Genomic DNA, 15,670 nt, shown 5'->3' with positions numbered 1-15,670 from the left:
TCCCCTATCTGATCATAAGAGTACTCTTGATCCTTGTATTTTGATGTAAACTTCCGTGTTTCTCTCTTCAGATCTCCACCACAGATTGGACATTGATCTTTTAAAATTTTATCACTTTTCATCTTGTCGAACCTCTATATCATCTGGTCCCTGGAGGATTTTACGAACTGCCGGGGAACAATATAAATCTCTGAAAAGCAATCCCAGAACAGGAATGTATAGGCAGAGGGAGTCATTGACCTGTAGATGCTCTTTCAATCAGAAGGCTGGAACATTTTATGGTCTGTTCCGGTTTTTTGTTTTCTTTGAGTATATCCAGCAGTATTTCTGCACTCTTAATTCCCATTTCCTGCAGAGGCAGAGAGAAGGTACTGATCGTTACCGGCCAGAATTCACTGAACTCCCTGTTATCGAAGCCCAGTATTTTCACATCCCCGGGAACCTGCAGCCCCATCAGCCTGATTTCTTCAATGGCACCGGCTGCCATATAATCATTACAGCAGAACACACCGTCTATAGAGCGGCCGTTAAAGAGATCCTGAACACCTTTTCTTCCGGAATTAAAGGTGAAATCACCGGTATAGACTGGTATTTCTTCATTGTTCCTCAGCATAAGACCGTTCCATCTTTCTTTGAAACCTCTCACACGGTTAAAGCTGGCTGGTCTGTCATTCGGGCCTGCAATTATAACCGGATAGCGGACCCCGTTATCAAAAAGATTCTGTGCTGCATTCTGTCCGGCTTCCTCATCGTCAGGAATGATGGAAGGGTAGTGAGGAGACAGGTCTCGGTTAATGAATACCAGGGGGATATTATAATGTTTCTGCAGTTCTGGGGTTCTGTCTTTCTGGGTTGTTTCATAGGAGACAATCAGCCCGTCTATGCCCTTATGCATCAGAAACTTCAGGGCTTTGTCCAGATCATGGTCAAATTCCGAACCTGAACAGAAAAGTAGTGTTTCACCTTCAGAATTGAGTTTTTTCTCCACACCCCGGATTATATGAGTCACAAATGATTCGGTGATATCCGAGGCATAAAATCCTATGATGCCGGATCGGTTGCTTTTAAGACTGCGGGCATTATGATTGGGGATGTATCCAAGCCTGTCGATGGCTTCATGCACTTTCTTTTTTGTTTTTTCTCCGATGGGGCGATTTCCGCTTAGTACATGACTGACTGTGGAGGGTGATACTCCCGCATCTTTGGCGACATCTGTAATTTTTACTGCTTGTTTCATTATGCCCTCATTTGATCATGTATTCTCTGCTTGCCAACGCAGTCCTGCTGATTTATAAAGCTCAGAAATTAGTTCCACGGCTCTTAAAGCGTCTTGTGATGTTACCATGGGCTGTCTGTTTTCATTATAGGCTGTTAAGAACTCTTCAATCTGCATCTGATGAGCCTAAATCCGATATCCATGGGATCATTTACTCCTCCTCCTCAATGTTTTTGTGAGACAGGGTTTATAGTGAAAACAGCTTTTTTCACAATCTACTCTTTTTCCAGACCGGACAGCAGTGCCATGGTTTTTCTTCCGTAGGCCAGATAGTTCGCCGCCTTTTTCGTGTCGGCTTCACCGTTCTTCTCCCTGTTTTTGTGAAACTGAAAAACCATGTGGGGTTCTATGGAAATATAGCCCCGGAAATTCTGTTCTTTCACCATGGTTTCTACTATGTCGTACACATGACATTCACCTTCACCGGGGAAGCAGTGAATATCTTCGTTTTTTTCATTCAGGTAGCAGTCTTTGATGTGAATATGGACAATACGTTCTTTGCAGACTTTGAGAAAATCAAAAACAGCTTCTTCCGGATGTCCATGACTGCGCGGATTTCCCATATCAAAAACAATTTTAAGTGCTTTGGAGGGGATAGCATCCAGCATTCTGGCCATATTTTCCGGCTTAGACGATGCCCATCCGTCACAGTTTTCATGAATCAGGGTAATGCCTTCTCCTTCAGCCATGCGTGTCAGTTCCAAAACTCTGCTGATGGCTTTTTCTGCCCATTCTTGATCTGAAGCCTCCCCCTGTGTATAAGACATAATGCGCAGAAAGGGCGTCTTCAACTTATGCATGCGCGGAGCGGCTCTCATAAGATCCTGCTTGTCAATGTTAAAATCGCCTGTTACAGGCCTGGACCAGTTGGCAATAGAAGAGCCGAATCCGGCAACAGAAAATCCCTCTTCTGAAATAATCTCAAAGGCTTCATCAAAATCTCTGTCAGGCATTTCACAAATATTCTTTCCGTCAATGCTGCGCAGTTCAAGAGAGTTCCATCCCAGCTGCCGGTGCAGATTTATCTGCTCTTTAAGCCCGGGAGCACCTTCATCGCTTATTCCTGTGTAAATCAAGTTCATACCTATCCTCCTTTGCTCAATAACGCCAGTCAATGAGAATGCCCAGATAGTTATCTCTGTCATTCAGTAAGTGATTGTAGTACTCCTGTGCCTGTTCCGGGACTATCCGGTGGGTAATCATACCTCCGGTTTTCAGCTCTGAATTGTTCAGAAGGCTGATCATACTCTGAAGCTGTTCCCTTAACGGTTTTTTAACAGTTGATTCGTGGGCTCCTATAAGAGAGGTTCCTTTCCTGTGTATGTACTTGTAGGCATTCAGGCAGACCTCTCCTCTTGATGATCCCAGTAGATAAACGCTGCCCATGGTATTTACAAGTTCGAGGGCTTGGGATACCAGGCCTGGAACACCAGTTGCCTCAGTGATTATATCAACACCCTCTCCGTCAGTCAGTTCTTTAATCTGTCCTGCAAGGTCTTCTTTTGCTGAATTAATGACTGATTCTATGCCGCATGCCGAAGCCAGCCTGAGACGTTTGTCAGAAATGTCGGCAATAATAACTTTGTGGTTCAACTGAAATAGCTGGGCACAGAAGTTTCCTATAAGGCCGGCACCGAAAACAAGCACATTCCCGGATCTTCCGGCAGCCAGTTCGGGAACGGTTCCGGAGATCTGGGCAAAACGGCCGAACAGGGACGGCTCCATGGTTTCCTCAGAAATAGTTGCCCAGGGGTCTTTTTCAGGATTGAACAGACCGTGGGTGCTGTGCAGACCATAATACATAATGAGTTCACCTGTATCCTCTCTGATTCCTGCTGTGGCATACCCGGGGCGCAAGGGATATCGGGCCCATTCAATATCGGGATCATTAAAACCTACATGAGTTCCTGTAAAGAGTGCCAGTTCAGTACCGGGGCTGATGAGTGACAGCCAGTTTTTCACTAGCACCTGACCCTTTCCGGGTACTGGTACGGTCTCTTCTACTATCTCCAGTTCTCCCGGAGCTGTAAAAATCATGCTCTTAGTCATATTGAACCTCTATTGCTTTGAAAATTTAAGTATCAGCTGCTCAGGCATCCCGCTGATTTCATATACTTGGCTTCCGTCATCAAACGTATAAGCTTCAGGAAGACAAATCTCTATCTTTCTATCTGAATCTGTAGCATCAACCGCCAGTGTCAGGCGGCTGATTTCCAGTCTGTATTGCAGAGTATCTATCTTTACTGAATAACTGCTGTAAGAACCCTCTTTCCAGCTACTGTCACCGCAGTCTTCCCGGTAGATACTTTCTATAATTTCTCCTTCTTCAGGTCTGACGTTAAATCTCAGAGACTGAAAATACCCTGTATTCAGTTTACAGCAACCAGGAGAAGTCACTACGACTGAGCCATTCTTCACAAGATAGCGAGCGTCCTCATAGGGATAGTCGAATTCCAGGGTCTGACCTCCCTCAAAAGTTTGATCTGTAAAGGGATCAAACCACCGGCAGCCGGAAGGCAGAGTACAGGTCACAGTCTCCATGCCTTCTTTTACAGCCGAGAGAACAAGAATATTGTCGCCGAACATGTAGTGGTCACAGTCCGGATCGAGACCTTTGTCATGGGGAAACTGCAGGACCAGGGGACGTTCCATGGGTATACCTGTCAGAGAAGCTTCGATGGCTGTATTGTATATATACGGCATGAACTCATAGTGTTTTTCCACAAGTCCCCTGATGGTTTCTAGAGCTTCCGGAAACGACCACGGTTCCGTAGGATTCCCATCGGCATTCCATGAATGAATGACAAAGCGGGGCTGGAAGACGGCTGACTGGCACCAGCGGATGAATTGTTTTGTATCGGGATGATCACCGAAAAATCCACCGATGTCATGGCCATAAAATGGATTCCCGCTGAGGCCCAGCCCCATGCCCATGAACTTGTTGTATTTCATGGATTCGTAATCCGACGTATTATCACCAGTCCATGTTCTTGCATATTGCTGTAATCCGGCTCCTCCCGACCTGCTTATGACCCAGGGGCGTTTATCTGGAGCGATCTCCTTGAATACTTCCCAGGAGGCTTTGGCCATCAGGATGGGGTAGATGGCTCTTATTTTCTGGGCGTCAAGGCTTTGATCCTCCAGTTCCAGTTCATTATTGTCATTCCAGATACCCGAGACTCCATAATCTATCAGCTTTTCCTTGAGCTGCTTTTTCCACCAGTCAAGGGCCCCGGGATTGGTCAGGTCTATGAATGAGGCATTGTTTCCCCAATAGTATTCACTATAGGAATCACCTTCCTGATCCTGGATGAAAAAACCTTTCTCATCCAGTTCTTTGTAGCGGGGATGTGTCAGGAGAAATCCTGGTTTTATATTACAGGCAATGTGATACCCTCTGTCTCTGTAGGCTCTGATGGCTTTAGATGGATCGGGAAATTTTCCCTTGTGCCATTCGAATGTATAACGTTCTCCGTTATCTGCTCTTACATAGCCTGATGAGAAGTAAAATCCCTCACAGGGTATATGGTGTTTCTCAATATTGTCAAAATAGCCTGTAACTCTCGCATCGGCATCATCCGGATCTGTATAGTTCATGGAAGAACCCAGAAAGCCAAAGGTAAAGAGCGGTGGAAGGGCCGGTCGGCCTGTGAGGAAGGTGTAGCCATCCAGTATCTCCCAGGCGCTGTCTCCGGTGAAAACAACATAAGCAAAGGGTCCACCCTTCATTTCTATCGAGTAGAAAAAGTTACTTTCACGTCCCAGGTCTATATCGCCCATGGTTGTGGCTGGAAAGTAGAGCCCTGTAAAACAGTTCTCTTCATTGGACTGTTTTATCAGAAAGGGAATTGATTTATAAAGAGGATCTGAAAAGGATGCTTTATATCCCAGGGCATCACGGTTGAACATCTGGTAGCGCTGGCCTCTTTTATTTAGCCCTCCGCTCTTGTCTCCCAAACCGTAAAACCGGTCCTGGTCATCCATTTTAAAGTTAAATCGCACACGGGTTTCATCTCCAGTCCCGCCCAGTATACGCAGGGGGTAACGAGGCAGTACTGTATCGGATGAGCCTATAACACCTCCGTGAACAATCTGGTCATTATGAAGAGCTGTTAGAACTCCGTCAGCTTTTCTCAGAATCAGAGTATCCTTACCGGATGTCAGTGTATACAACTCATCGGTTTCTTTTGAAAGCACCGGTAACTCGTTTGTTTCAAACCGGACTGGATCGTACAGTTCTGAGGCTGCTCTTTTCTGGCTCTCACCCTGAATCTGGTGATAGAAGGTGTATTCAATATGATAAACCCCCTGCCTGCATGCAGTAATATGAATCTGTCCGTTTACACCGGAGAAGACCAGTGATGATTTATTCTGATTCACAGAATTAAGGCTGTGAATGGCACGGTTGTGTTTCAAAATTTTACGCCTCCAGAGGTCATGCCTTTAATAAAATATTTCTGGAACATCAAAAAAACGATAACCAGAGGAATGATGGATATGACAGTCATGGACAGCAGTTTTGACCAGTCCACATCGTACTGGCCCACAAAATTGGCCAGGGCCAGCTGAAGGGTGTATTTTTTCTGTTTGGCAATAACGATAAAGGGCCATAGAAAGTCATTCCAGCGCCACATGAATGAAAAAATAGCCAGGGTAGCAATGATCGGTTTTGACAGAGGCAGAATAATCCGTTGAAAAATAAACCACTCGCTGCCGCCGTCAATACGGGCTGCCTCAATAAGTGAGTTGGGTATGGTCATCATGTACTGACGAGCCAGAAAAATGCCGGTAGGTGTGGCCGCAGGAGGAATGATGATGCCCATAAGAGTGTTCAACATTCCCAGGTTTTTTTCCAGTATGAATATAGGTACCAGTATTACCTGAAGGGGTATCATCAGGGTGGCAATCATTATGAAGAAAATAGTATCTCTTCCCTTGAATATGTACTTGGAGAGGGCATATCCCGACATGGTATTTATCAGTATGGTAATCGTTGTGGAAACGACCGCCACGATGGTCGTGTTCTTAAAATATAGCAGGAAATTACCTGTTTTAAAGGCACTCCTGTAGTTCTCAAGTGTAGGATTCTCCGGCAGTAATGATAGAGGGAAAGTAAACAGTTCACTCTGGAGTTTAAGTGAAGAAAGAGCAATCCATAATATGGGAAAGAAAAACAGAAGGACAAGAATAATTTTTATGGTAGATTGCATAATTTTATTCATTGCTGTACTCCTTATTCAGTTTGAACTGAAGCATGGTCAGTACACCGATGACCAGCATCAGAATGACAGCCATAGAGGATGCATAACCCATTCTGTCCTCTTCAAAAGCTACCTGATATATACTCTGAACCAGAAATTTGGTAGCTGTTCCGGGGCCGCCTTTTGTGAGTACAAAAATTAGCTCAAAGGCTTTAAAGGAATTAATAGTTGCCAGAACAACGACTACGAGCATGGTAGGGCGTATCATGGGCAGTTTGATTTTTGTGAAAGTCTGCCATTTTGATGCACCGTCTATAGACGCGGCATCAAAGAGAGACTCTGGTATGGCCTGCAGTCCGCCGACAAACATGACCATATAAAAACCAGTTTGTGCCCAGACGGAAATAAAAATGAGAGAAGTAGTCGCCATGGCAGGTAAGGTGAGCCATTGGACGGATTCCCCACCGGTTTGTTTGATTATATAGTTCAGAACCCCAATCTCGTCACCCAGTATCCATCGCCATGTAATACCAACAATGACAAAACTGAGCATAGTAGGCAGATAGTAAAAACCTCTGAAAAGACCGTTGCTACTGTCTTCTGCTGATACCAAAAGGGCAATGCACAGGGCTGAAGCTGTCAGAAGAGGCACTACGAAAAGTACAAACCGCAGTGTGTTGCCCAGGGTTTTCCAAAACATGGCATCGCCGATGAGGGCCTGATAGTTACTGATGCCGGTGAAACTGTGACCTCCCAGAATGCTCCATTCATAGAAACTCATCCTGAGTCCTGATACGGCAGGAATTATAATAAATATAAAAAATATCAGCAAATTGGGTGCCAGAAAGAAGAGGGGAGCTCTTGTCTGATGAAAGGAACTGGCTCCCTTTTTCCTGTTTGCCATTACTGGCCTCCTTTTTTTTATAAAAAACGATCCGAAATATTATTCTATTCGGATCGTTTAGTCTCTACAGCGATGTGTTTATGCTCTAGAAGAAGGTATTACCTTTGTCTTGAATGTTTTTGGCAGTTTGTTCCATCGTCTGATTTCCAAGGAGGCCCTCAATAATCTGCTCTCTGATGTAGGAGTAGATTTTGTTCAGTTCAGGGCTTTTCCAATCTTTGGCTGTTATAGCAGGGGTTATTGCGAGGTCAGCAGCCATGGCATTAAAATCTTCATTTCTTGAAGGATAGATGATGTTGGCATCAGTTCTGGCAGAAAGGTTCAGTGTTTCTTTACAATACATGGCATTGTGTTTCTGATCAGAGAAATGCAGCATCAATTCAATGGCTGTGGCTTCGTTTTCAGCACCGGCAAATACACCGACAAACTTGCCTCCTGCTACAGAAGAACGAATTTTTCTTTTAGGCATATTTACAGCGGCCCATTCAAAATCTTTAATGTCGCTGTCGTATTTGTTGATGACCCATGAACCACCGATATGACTAGCTACTATGCCGGCCTGAAAAAGTTCCTGGGGATTTTCTGAGCCCATCCATACGGAAGCGGGAATCAGTTTGTCATCATGCAGTTTTTTGAAAAACTTGAGTGCGTCAACTGCTTCAGGAGTATCAAAAGCCATAGCTGTGGCTTCCTCATTTACAAAACGCCCGCCCGCTTCATATAAGAGGGTTGACCATCTGTGAGGGCTGAAGTCAAAGCCAAGTCCATATTCTAAGCTGTCATTGGCTGCAACCACTTTTTTCATGGCATCATACCACTGGTCCCATGTCCATGTTTTTGAATATTCACGAATATCAATGCCAGCTTTTGCATAGGCATCTACATTAACAATCATGCCGTTGGCAGTGGCTTCTGTGGGAAGAGCTACCAGTTTCCCTGCTTTGTTTGTGGCAAATGCGAGTGATCCCTTGTTAAATCCGGCTGTAACCGCACTGAGGTTCTTTACTTTTTCGTCAAGTACAACCAGGTTATCAGCAAACATGGCTACATGGTTATTGGTCACACGAGCCAAATCCGGAGGAGTACCACCGGCAATCAACAGTTTGAGTCTTTTCTCATAATCGCCGAAAGGTACAAGCTGAAGATCGACTTTTACATGAGGATTGGCGATCAGGTAGTCATCGATGGTGTTCATGAATACTTCGGATTCATTTCCGTCGTTAAACCAGAGAATGGAGAGGGTGACCTCTTTTTTCATTTCTTCTTTTGTATCTGCTGGTTCCTGAGAACCTGTACCCCATGCCTGTAGGGAAACAAACATAACCATGACAACCAGAAAAAGTTTTTTCATAATAAGCTCCTTTATCATCAAATCGTTTTGATTAGTAAAGTATAAAATACCTTTTTCCATCTGTCAAGAAAATCCATCAAAACGTTTTGATGGATTCATTTTCTTCCGAACCTTTGAAATTCAAGCTGCTGACATTTACATTTTGTATTCATAACGGATTTTCTTTTTATTAGTGTAATTGTTTGTTCACAAATGCTTTAACGGATGAAATTATTTTTCAAGTTTGGGGTAATTAATGCGGGCTAAAGCAGAATGAAGTTGTAGATAATTCAATCTGGTTTAAGTTTAAGACTCTTTATGAAGCCAGGTACAACAAGAAGCTTGCCTTTAAAGATGAACCATTGCTCGATGGTTCAGAACCTTTTGGTTTAAAACCATTCGACTTCTATGCTGACAGATTGAGCCGCATTGTTCGTATCGCTCTTGAGGACGATCGAAGGGACCAAGTCATATCATACGAGTTCCTTTGAGTGGTAAAAGGTCTTTATTGAAATAATTAATTCCTTTTTTGAATCACTACGGCCGATTTCCCTCTTATTAATGTATCACTTGTTAATTCTGGGAGTTCCTGTGGTATTCTGTAACTTGACATGTACCCTAAATAGGGGTCAATCTGTATAAGGTCGTAATAAAAAATAGTGTGGTAAAGAACTTGCGGACAATGCCTGTTCCTGTACAGAAAAAATTCAAGGCATTGGCAAAAGATATACAGATGGATGGACCATTTCAGAAGGCCTGGCCGAATTTTAGTAGACTTGGAATCGATTCATATCATTGTCATTTATCCTACCGCTGGGTAGTCTGTTGGTTGTATAGAAAAGATAAAATTGAAGTGGAGATATATTGTGCAGGGTCACGTGAAAACGCCCCATATTGAGATCAATGTTAAGGGTGATGAATACCGTCCCCTGATTGATTTTCTGATACAGGATTTTGGTGAAAAGAATGTCGACATAATTGACGACTCTGATGAACTTTCTGATGAACTTATAAATATTAGCCAGACTGAGTGGTTTCATAGCACTGATCTGTCTCCCGGAGAGACTGTGGGAATACATCGGAAAAACTTGAAAATGACCCAGGCTGAATTGGGCCGCAGGCTTGGTGGGATGTCCAGGCAGCATGTTTCGGATATAGAGAATGGACAGAGAAATATTTCGGTTACTCTTTCCAAAAAACTGGCAGAAGTTTTGGGGCATAATTACAGGGTGTATTTGTGATAATTATCTTATAGGATCCTTCTTTAATTTTGATGAGGGGATATCTATGGGTGGTCCCGGAAGCCTTGGCTTCATTGAATTCTAACAATCTGCCCGATCTATAGTCCTTTTTTTGTTTTATTTCCATAAATTCCTTGACTCTCCCCTTAAGGGACGGGTTTAAAGTCCTGAATATCTTAATGATATGGATGAGACATATCATCTATAATGAGGAGAGAATCCATGGAAAAAACAGACCTGAAAAAAACACAGAAAGTAGCCTTTACAGGCAAAAAAGATCCTCAGATCGTGACCATCCCCGCCTTGAAGTACCTTTCCTTCGCCGGGAAGGGGTCTCCTGACGCCCCCCTTTTTGAAGAAGCCATAGGGGCGTTGTATGGTCTGGCCTACACCATCAAATTCATGTTTAAAGAGAGGGAGCTGGATTTTGTGGTGGCTCCTCTCGAAGCCCAGTGGTGGAGCGATGACCTGAATGATTTTACAGAGAACAGGAAGGAGAACTGGCTTTGGAAGGCTATGATCTGTGTCCCCGACTTTGTCATGCCCTCTGATCTGGAAGAAGGCAGAGAGAAGGTCCGGGCTAAAAAGAGTCTCTCCGGTCTGGATCAGGTTGTTCTTGAAACCATTGAAGATGGTGAGGCTGTTCAGGTCCTCTATCTGGGAGCCTATTCTGAAGAGGCCCCTACAATCGCAATGATGCATCACTTTGCAGAGGAAGAGGGGTACAGGCTGCGGAGTCATCACCGGGAGGTGTATCTGAGCGATATGAGAAAGACCCCTCCCGACAAGTTAAAAACCATCATCAGGCATCCCGTTGAAAGAGTAAAATAGGAGAGGCTGGAAGAAATGTTGTCTATTGGAGAATTCGCCCACTCAACCATGTTGAGCATAAAAACTATCCGCTACTACCAGGAGCTGGGAATTCTCCTTCCCGACAGGATTGATAAGGGTACAGGATATCGTTATTACGATCAGAAAAGTTATGACCGGGCCCGGAGTATTCAGATGCTGAAAGACCTGGGTTTTACACTCAATGAAATCAGGCAGATATTATCAGAATGCCGGGATGAGGAAGATCTGTTTCTATATATAGATCAAAAACTCAATGATGTGGAGAAAAAAATCCAGAATCTGAAAAGGATGAAGGATCAGCTGATAAGGCAGAAAAAGGCTTCATCCTCCGGTGATCCATGGGAGGGGGGAATCATTGAGTTTGATTTTGAGCTCCCCTGTTATGTCAGTCATAAATTCAATGGAAGCTATGAACAGATCGGTGACGCCTTCTCCTCCCTTTACAAGCAGTACGGCAGGTTTGTAAAGGGAAAACCCTATGCCTTTTATGATGAACTTGGATATACAGAAGAATTAAAAAATCTCCAGGCTGTGGTCGAAGTAGAGGTAAATGCTTCACTGGAATCGGGGAAGCCAGAGAATTATCCAAAAACCAGAGCCCTTAAGATGATTCACCAGGGGCCTTATGGTACTCAGGGCAGCAGTTATGTCCAGCTCTTCAGCTATTGCCGGGATCAGGATTTAAAAATAAAACTGCCCGTCATCGAGCATTTCATAAAGGGTCCCGGAATGATTTTCAGGGGAGATCCCGGCAGGTATAAAACAGAATGCATCCTCTTGATTGAGGATAAGAGCTAAGGGGATTTGCGAATGGACGACGAAGGATTCCAGTTCCAGCGGAGCAGCTGTCCGGCCCTTAGGATGGAACAATAAATATTGAATGTCAACAAGATGGAACGAAAATGGTAGTATCTACTCTACCAGGCAACGCGTGTTTCTTATTTACGGTGTTTTGGGTTGAGCGAAGCGGAACCGGTTCAGTGCTGTTATATGTCGATTTCTATCATTAGCCTATCAATAAAAGAAGTTTCTCTTGTACATCTTCAAGGATTTCAGTTGAAGCCTTTTCTATAAAAGATACTTTTCTAGTTCTCCAATCAAGACTTTTTATTTGATCAGAAAGCACTACGCCCTCGATTTGATGAGCCCTGACAGGAACTTCAAAAGGATATCCTTTTACTTTGCTTGTTATTGGACAAACAATCATGAGGCTTGTCTTTTTATTATATTCCAGCGGTGAAAGTACAATTACTGGACGTTTCCCAGCTTGTTCATGTCCTGTCTGAGGGGTAAAGTTGAGCCACAGCAAATCGCCTTTGCGGGGGATATACTTCGGGTCTACCAAATTTCATCTCCCTCAGCAATGCCCCAATCAATTTCGGAATGAAGATTATCATCTGATATTCTATTGAGCAGGGACGCAAGTTCAACTTTCTTTAATGGCTGAATTATGATGCAGTCATTTTCTTCTTCAATTTCCACGACTGAGCCATTTTTGAGGGATAAATCTTTTAGAAAGGGCATTGGGATTCGAATTCCGAGGCTATTCCCCCATTTCTGTATTTTTGCTTCCATAACAAAAGTATATACTATGTTTATACATTATTCAATAAAATGCTGCCGGGATTCCAGTTCTAATCAGGTTTCGGCCTTTGGCGGCAGGGGCTTTGAGTCATTTTTAGGCGCATGTGATTCGCAATGGGACGTAGATTCAGCAGGCGCGGATCGACTCCACCATAAAGTCTATGAACCGGTCCAGCTCCTTTTCAAGGGAAATCCCCTGTTCATGCTCCATTAATTCTTTCCTCAGACTCAGTTTCTCTACATAACTGTTCAGAACATTGAGAAACATTCCTGCCGTTTCTCCGGGACTGACCTCTTTCTCCATTCGGGGGACTCGAATTGTTCCGTCCCCGAATCCACTTTCGAATACATCCCTGAGGATGGATAGAACTCTGTGGTTGGCCTCGAAATAGTCCTGGAGATAGGGAGATTCGGGATACTTCCTGTCAAACATCACATTGAACTGTGCATCCAAAACATGGTAACTGTGGAAGTCCCGGAAGGTCCGGCGGTAGCTGCCCAGCAAAGCCGCCGCTCTCTCAATTCCCGTGAGGGAAGGATCATCGGTCTGATGAAGGAGTTCTCCAAAACTTCTGCTGATCCTTGTCATAATGATAAGGATAATCTCGTTTTTATTTCTGAAATAGAGATACAGGGCTCCGTTCGTCAGTTCGCAGGCCGCCGCGATGTCTCCGATGGTGGTTTTGGCGAATCCCTTTTCCATAAAGAGCTCTTCCGAAGCCTTCAGGATTTCCATTTCCCGTTTCTCCCTCAGTTCCGTCTTTTCCCGCTCTATTCTGTCTTTGCTGGCCAGAAGCTGCCTCCTTGATCTCTCATTCTGCCGGCTCTCCCTCCGGATTGTCTTTCAGCAATTTCAGAGTTGATTTCTCATCATATTTTAAGAAGAGGAGCAAACCAAGAACTAGAAATACCATGGCTGCATATGTTGTGGTTCTGATACCGAGCACCGTGGGGGCACTGTCCATGGTACCCCCCAGGTGTGTGATCACGGGAAAAATCAGGAGAGTCACCGAGGCTCCCATCTTACTCATGAAGGTCCGGGCCCCGAAGTAGACCGCCGCCTTGTAGTTTCCCGTTCTCCTGCCATCGGCCTCGGCTATATCGGCGATGATGGCGTTGGGCAGTATGCCGAAGATGGCCAGGGGCAGGGCGGCGAAGAGTACAGTTATAAAGGCCTGTGCTGTCTCCGAAACAGGCAGGAGGCCCCAGAAGGAGAGTAAAAGCCAGCTGAGTATAAAGAGGGAAAAGGCCACGATCAAAAGGTTCTTCTTTCCTATCCGTCTGGCCGCCATTCCAACGGGAATGTAGAAGACAAAGCTCAGAAGAAACATGGCTGTCATCACAGTCGTCGCCATCTCCTTGGGCAGACCCAGCAGCTGTATGATGTAAAAACTGATTCCTGTCTGAATGAAGGTGAGAGCCAGGAAATAGGTCAGATCGGACAGGGTGAAATAGAGGAAATCCCTGTTTTTAAAGGCGGTGACTACGGCTATGAAGGAGCCTTCATCGGAGGTCCTCTTTTCGCAGTATCTGTTTTCATCGATAAAGAGGACGGGAAGGTACATGAGTATCAGCGATATCAGTGAGAAAAGGGCTATGACCGTCTGAAAAGCTCTGACCGGTTCCAGGCCTGCTCTTTCCATCACTCCCTGTAGAGCGTAAGTGCTGTTTCCTCCCATAAATCCAAGGGCCCAGGTGATAGAGATCATGGTGCTGAGCTGCAGCCTCTCGTCCGGGGTGTGTCCCAGTTCGCTCAACAAGGCGAAAAATGGTGTCACGTACATAGTCATGAACAGATAGAACAGAAAAGTGAGGATAAAGAGCCACACTGTGTTCAACAGGGCCGAGGCGGTAGGGGGGAGAAATATAAGCAGCGACAGGAGGGCGAAGGGGAAGGCTCCCAGAGCCATGTAGATCCGTCTTCGTCCGAAGGAGCTGCGGTTCCTGTCGGACAATCCGGCAATGAGAGGGTCCGTAATTCCGTCAAAGACACGGCTGAGGGAAGCGATGATTCCCAGTACGGCGGCTGAACCTATATAGACCGGAAACATCCTCGATCCGTCTGTCCCGCTGTTAGAGTCGTAAAAATAGTAAAGAAGATTCATCACAGCGAATGACCCGAGAGACCATCCCAGCTGGCCCAGAGAGTATATGATTTTCTTGCCCATGGGCAGAGTTTCCACCTGGGTGTTCATGTTTTGTCTCCTTCTAACATCCACTTCACCACTTCACTCCTCACGTATTCCTTTTCCGGTCCCGACACCAGGACATGGGGGCTGTTCTTCAGGACAATTGTCCGGGTAGAGCTGTTTACCAGACCCTTTTCTATGATCCCTGCTGCTTTCAAGGGTACAGAATCATCCTTTTCTGAGACCATGATAAGAGCGGGACTGCGAATCCCCTTGAGGGTAGAACGGGCTATTCTGGTCAATTTATTCAGCCCCGCAATTTGTTTGATAAAGTGACGGGTCCAGTATTCCTGCCCCAGGGCTCTGACTTCTTCACTGTCATCCTCTTCCGCGGTCCAAGTCTTGGGTCTTTCATCCAGGAAAAGACTGAGGAGGGGGGTCAGTTTGAAGATGGGATCATTCACCGCTATGGCCGGTGCCAGGAGAGCAATTCTTTCCGGCCCGAACCGGGCTGCAAGGATGAGGGTCATAACGCCGCCCATGGATAGACCCGCAATGGATACGGAACTATGGCTTCCGGCCAGCGATTCATACTCCCTTTCCGCATGGCTGAGCCAGTCTTTCCAGTTTGTTTTCTTAAACGCCTCACGGTTTCTGCCGTGACCGGGAAGGAGGGGAACCGAAACAGTATATCCCTCCCGGTTCAGGTCTTCTGCCAGGGCGAGGAATTCCCCCGGGATATCCTGTAAATCCATGGAGGATCAGGACCGCATTTCCCTTCATTCCCTGAAGAAAAATCGGCAGGGCGATTTTTTTTATCTCATCTTCAACTGCCTGCGCCATGAAACCCTCCAGAATGAACCTTGTTTAACCCACTGAATGACGTTTAGTAGATTAAATAAAAATTATCATGCTTTTATTTATATGTCAAATTTTACTTAATAACCTTTGCTGATCTATGGAGGTTCTGAATGAAAGACAGGAGTTTCTGCTTTAAGTCCCTGGCCTTGGGGAGTTCAATATTAATTGAGCTTCACTATTCATTATCTTCCTGGACAGGAATATTTTTTAATTTATTTAATACTCAGACCTTTCGTTTCTGCAATAATCTAAATTTTGAAGAATCCTGTTTAAACAGTTCGATCTCTAGAGC

General features: G+C 44.9%; 15 protein-coding genes. 3 read left to right on the top strand and 12 right to left on the bottom strand.

Annotation, left to right across the window (positions count from 1 at the left end; all coding sequences use genetic code 11):
- Positions 1-232: 232 nt before the first annotated feature.
- The 7 genes from PF479_RS16720 to PF479_RS16690 all read right to left on the bottom strand — a co-directional run bounded on the left by PF479_RS16720 (position 233) and on the right by PF479_RS16690 (position 8,732).
- Positions 233-1,237 (bottom strand): LacI family DNA-binding transcriptional regulator, encoded by a 1,005-nt coding sequence (locus PF479_RS16720; RefSeq protein ID WP_298008906.1) that lies wholly within the window; start codon positions 1,235-1,237, stop codon positions 233-235.
- A 254-nt stretch (positions 1,238-1,491) separates the two neighbouring features.
- Positions 1,492-2,358, bottom strand: coding sequence for a TIM barrel protein (locus tag PF479_RS16715; protein WP_298008904.1), 867 nt, complete (start codon positions 2,356-2,358; stop codon positions 1,492-1,494).
- 16 nt (positions 2,359-2,374) lie between these two features.
- Positions 2,375-3,325 (bottom strand): zinc-binding dehydrogenase, encoded by a 951-nt coding sequence (locus tag PF479_RS16710; RefSeq protein ID WP_298008901.1) that lies wholly within the window; start codon positions 3,323-3,325, stop codon positions 2,375-2,377.
- 9 nt (positions 3,326-3,334) lie between these two features.
- Positions 3,335-5,692, bottom strand: coding sequence for a TIM-barrel domain-containing protein (locus PF479_RS16705; protein ID WP_298008899.1), 2,358 nt, complete (start codon positions 5,690-5,692; stop codon positions 3,335-3,337).
- Positions 5,689-6,498 (bottom strand): carbohydrate ABC transporter permease, encoded by an 810-nt coding sequence (locus PF479_RS16700; protein ID WP_298008896.1) that lies wholly within the window; start codon positions 6,496-6,498, stop codon positions 5,689-5,691. Before PF479_RS16700 ends, PF479_RS16705 begins: the two co-directional genes overlap by 4 nt.
- The gene (locus tag PF479_RS16695; RefSeq protein ID WP_298008894.1) at positions 6,491-7,381 is read right to left on the bottom strand and encodes a carbohydrate ABC transporter permease; all 891 of its coding nucleotides are present in this window, start codon (positions 7,379-7,381) and stop codon (positions 6,491-6,493) included. Before PF479_RS16695 ends, PF479_RS16700 begins: the two co-directional genes overlap by 8 nt.
- An 85-nt stretch (positions 7,382-7,466) precedes the next feature.
- The gene (locus PF479_RS16690) at positions 7,467-8,732 is read right to left on the bottom strand and encodes a sugar ABC transporter substrate-binding protein (RefSeq protein WP_298008891.1); all 1,266 of its coding nucleotides are present in this window, start codon (positions 8,730-8,732) and stop codon (positions 7,467-7,469) included.
- A gap of 845 nt (positions 8,733-9,577) precedes the next feature.
- On the opposite strand from PF479_RS16690, the gene PF479_RS16685 reads away from it, so the two are divergent.
- The 3 genes from PF479_RS16685 (at position 9,578) to PF479_RS16675 (ending at position 11,602) form a co-directional block, all read left to right on the top strand.
- The gene (locus PF479_RS16685) at positions 9,578-9,952 is read left to right on the top strand and encodes a helix-turn-helix transcriptional regulator (protein WP_298008888.1); all 375 of its coding nucleotides are present in this window, start codon (positions 9,578-9,580) and stop codon (positions 9,950-9,952) included.
- A 222-nt stretch (positions 9,953-10,174) separates the two neighbouring features.
- Positions 10,175-10,783 carry a GyrI-like domain-containing protein gene (locus PF479_RS16680; RefSeq protein ID WP_298008886.1) on the top strand — a complete coding sequence of 203 codons (609 nt, stop codon included), beginning with the start codon at positions 10,175-10,177 and terminating at the stop codon, positions 10,781-10,783.
- 15 nt (positions 10,784-10,798) lie between these two features.
- Positions 10,799-11,602, top strand: coding sequence for a MerR family transcriptional regulator (locus tag PF479_RS16675; RefSeq protein WP_298008883.1), 804 nt, complete (start codon positions 10,799-10,801; stop codon positions 11,600-11,602).
- Between the two features lie 208 nt (positions 11,603-11,810).
- Here the strand turns inward: PF479_RS16675 and mazF are convergent, their stop codons facing one another.
- The 5 genes from mazF to PF479_RS16650 form a co-directional block, all read right to left on the bottom strand.
- Positions 11,811-12,149 carry an endoribonuclease MazF gene (mazF, locus tag PF479_RS16670; protein WP_298008881.1) on the bottom strand — a complete coding sequence of 113 codons (339 nt, stop codon included), beginning with the start codon at positions 12,147-12,149 and terminating at the stop codon, positions 11,811-11,813.
- Positions 12,143-12,379: an AbrB/MazE/SpoVT family DNA-binding domain-containing protein gene (locus tag PF479_RS16665; protein WP_298008878.1), complete on the bottom strand. Its 237-nt coding sequence runs from the start codon at positions 12,377-12,379 to the stop codon at positions 12,143-12,145. Before PF479_RS16665 ends, mazF begins: the two co-directional genes overlap by 7 nt.
- Before the next feature lie 136 nt (positions 12,380-12,515).
- A complete protein-coding gene (locus tag PF479_RS16660) occupies positions 12,516-13,124 on the bottom strand; it encodes a TetR/AcrR family transcriptional regulator (protein WP_298008876.1) in 609 nt (202 codons plus the stop codon).
- A gap of 76 nt (positions 13,125-13,200) precedes the next feature.
- A complete protein-coding gene (locus PF479_RS16655; protein WP_298008873.1) occupies positions 13,201-14,583 on the bottom strand; it encodes an MFS transporter in 1,383 nt (460 codons plus the stop codon).
- The gene (locus PF479_RS16650) at positions 14,580-15,272 is read right to left on the bottom strand and encodes an alpha/beta fold hydrolase (protein WP_298008871.1); all 693 of its coding nucleotides are present in this window, start codon (positions 15,270-15,272) and stop codon (positions 14,580-14,582) included. The genes PF479_RS16655 and PF479_RS16650 overlap by 4 nt, the downstream gene beginning before the upstream one ends.
- Positions 15,273-15,670 lie beyond the last annotated feature (398 nt).

This window comes from Oceanispirochaeta sp. (genome assembly GCF_027859075.1).
Lineage (GTDB): Bacteria > Spirochaetota > Spirochaetia > DSM-2461 > DSM-2461 > Oceanispirochaeta.
This window is presented reverse-complemented; position numbering and strand designations above follow the sequence as displayed.

Bases quoted from the DNA above. Each gene is read 5' to 3' on its own strand.
- PF479_RS16690 (WP_298008891.1), bottom strand. From the start codon at position 8,732: ATGAAAAAACTTTTTCTGGTTGTCATGGTTATGTTTGTTTCCCTACAG.
- PF479_RS16665 (WP_298008878.1), bottom strand. From the start codon at position 12,379: ATGGAAGCAAAAATACAGAAATGGGGGAATAGCCTCGGAATTCGAATC.
- PF479_RS16700 (WP_298008896.1), bottom strand. From the start codon at position 6,498: ATGAATAAAATTATGCAATCTACCATAAAAATTATTCTTGTCCTTCTG.
- PF479_RS16715 (WP_298008904.1), bottom strand. From the start codon at position 2,358: ATGAACTTGATTTACACAGGAATAAGCGATGAAGGTGCTCCCGGGCTT.
- PF479_RS16655 (WP_298008873.1), bottom strand. From the start codon at position 14,583: ATGAACACCCAGGTGGAAACTCTGCCCATGGGCAAGAAAATCATATAC.
- PF479_RS16675 (WP_298008883.1), top strand. From the start codon at position 10,799: ATGTTGTCTATTGGAGAATTCGCCCACTCAACCATGTTGAGCATAAAA.
- PF479_RS16660 (WP_298008876.1), bottom strand. From the start codon at position 13,124: ATGGAAATCCTGAAGGCTTCGGAAGAGCTCTTTATGGAAAAGGGATTC.
- PF479_RS16720 (WP_298008906.1), bottom strand. From the start codon at position 1,237: ATGAAACAAGCAGTAAAAATTACAGATGTCGCCAAAGATGCGGGAGTA.
- PF479_RS16680 (WP_298008886.1), top strand. From the start codon at position 10,175: ATGGAAAAAACAGACCTGAAAAAAACACAGAAAGTAGCCTTTACAGGC.
- PF479_RS16650 (WP_298008871.1), bottom strand. From the start codon at position 15,272: ATGGATTTACAGGATATCCCGGGGGAATTCCTCGCCCTGGCAGAAGAC.
- PF479_RS16695 (WP_298008894.1), bottom strand. From the start codon at position 7,381: ATGGCAAACAGGAAAAAGGGAGCCAGTTCCTTTCATCAGACAAGAGCT.
- PF479_RS16710 (WP_298008901.1), bottom strand. From the start codon at position 3,325: ATGACTAAGAGCATGATTTTTACAGCTCCGGGAGAACTGGAGATAGTA.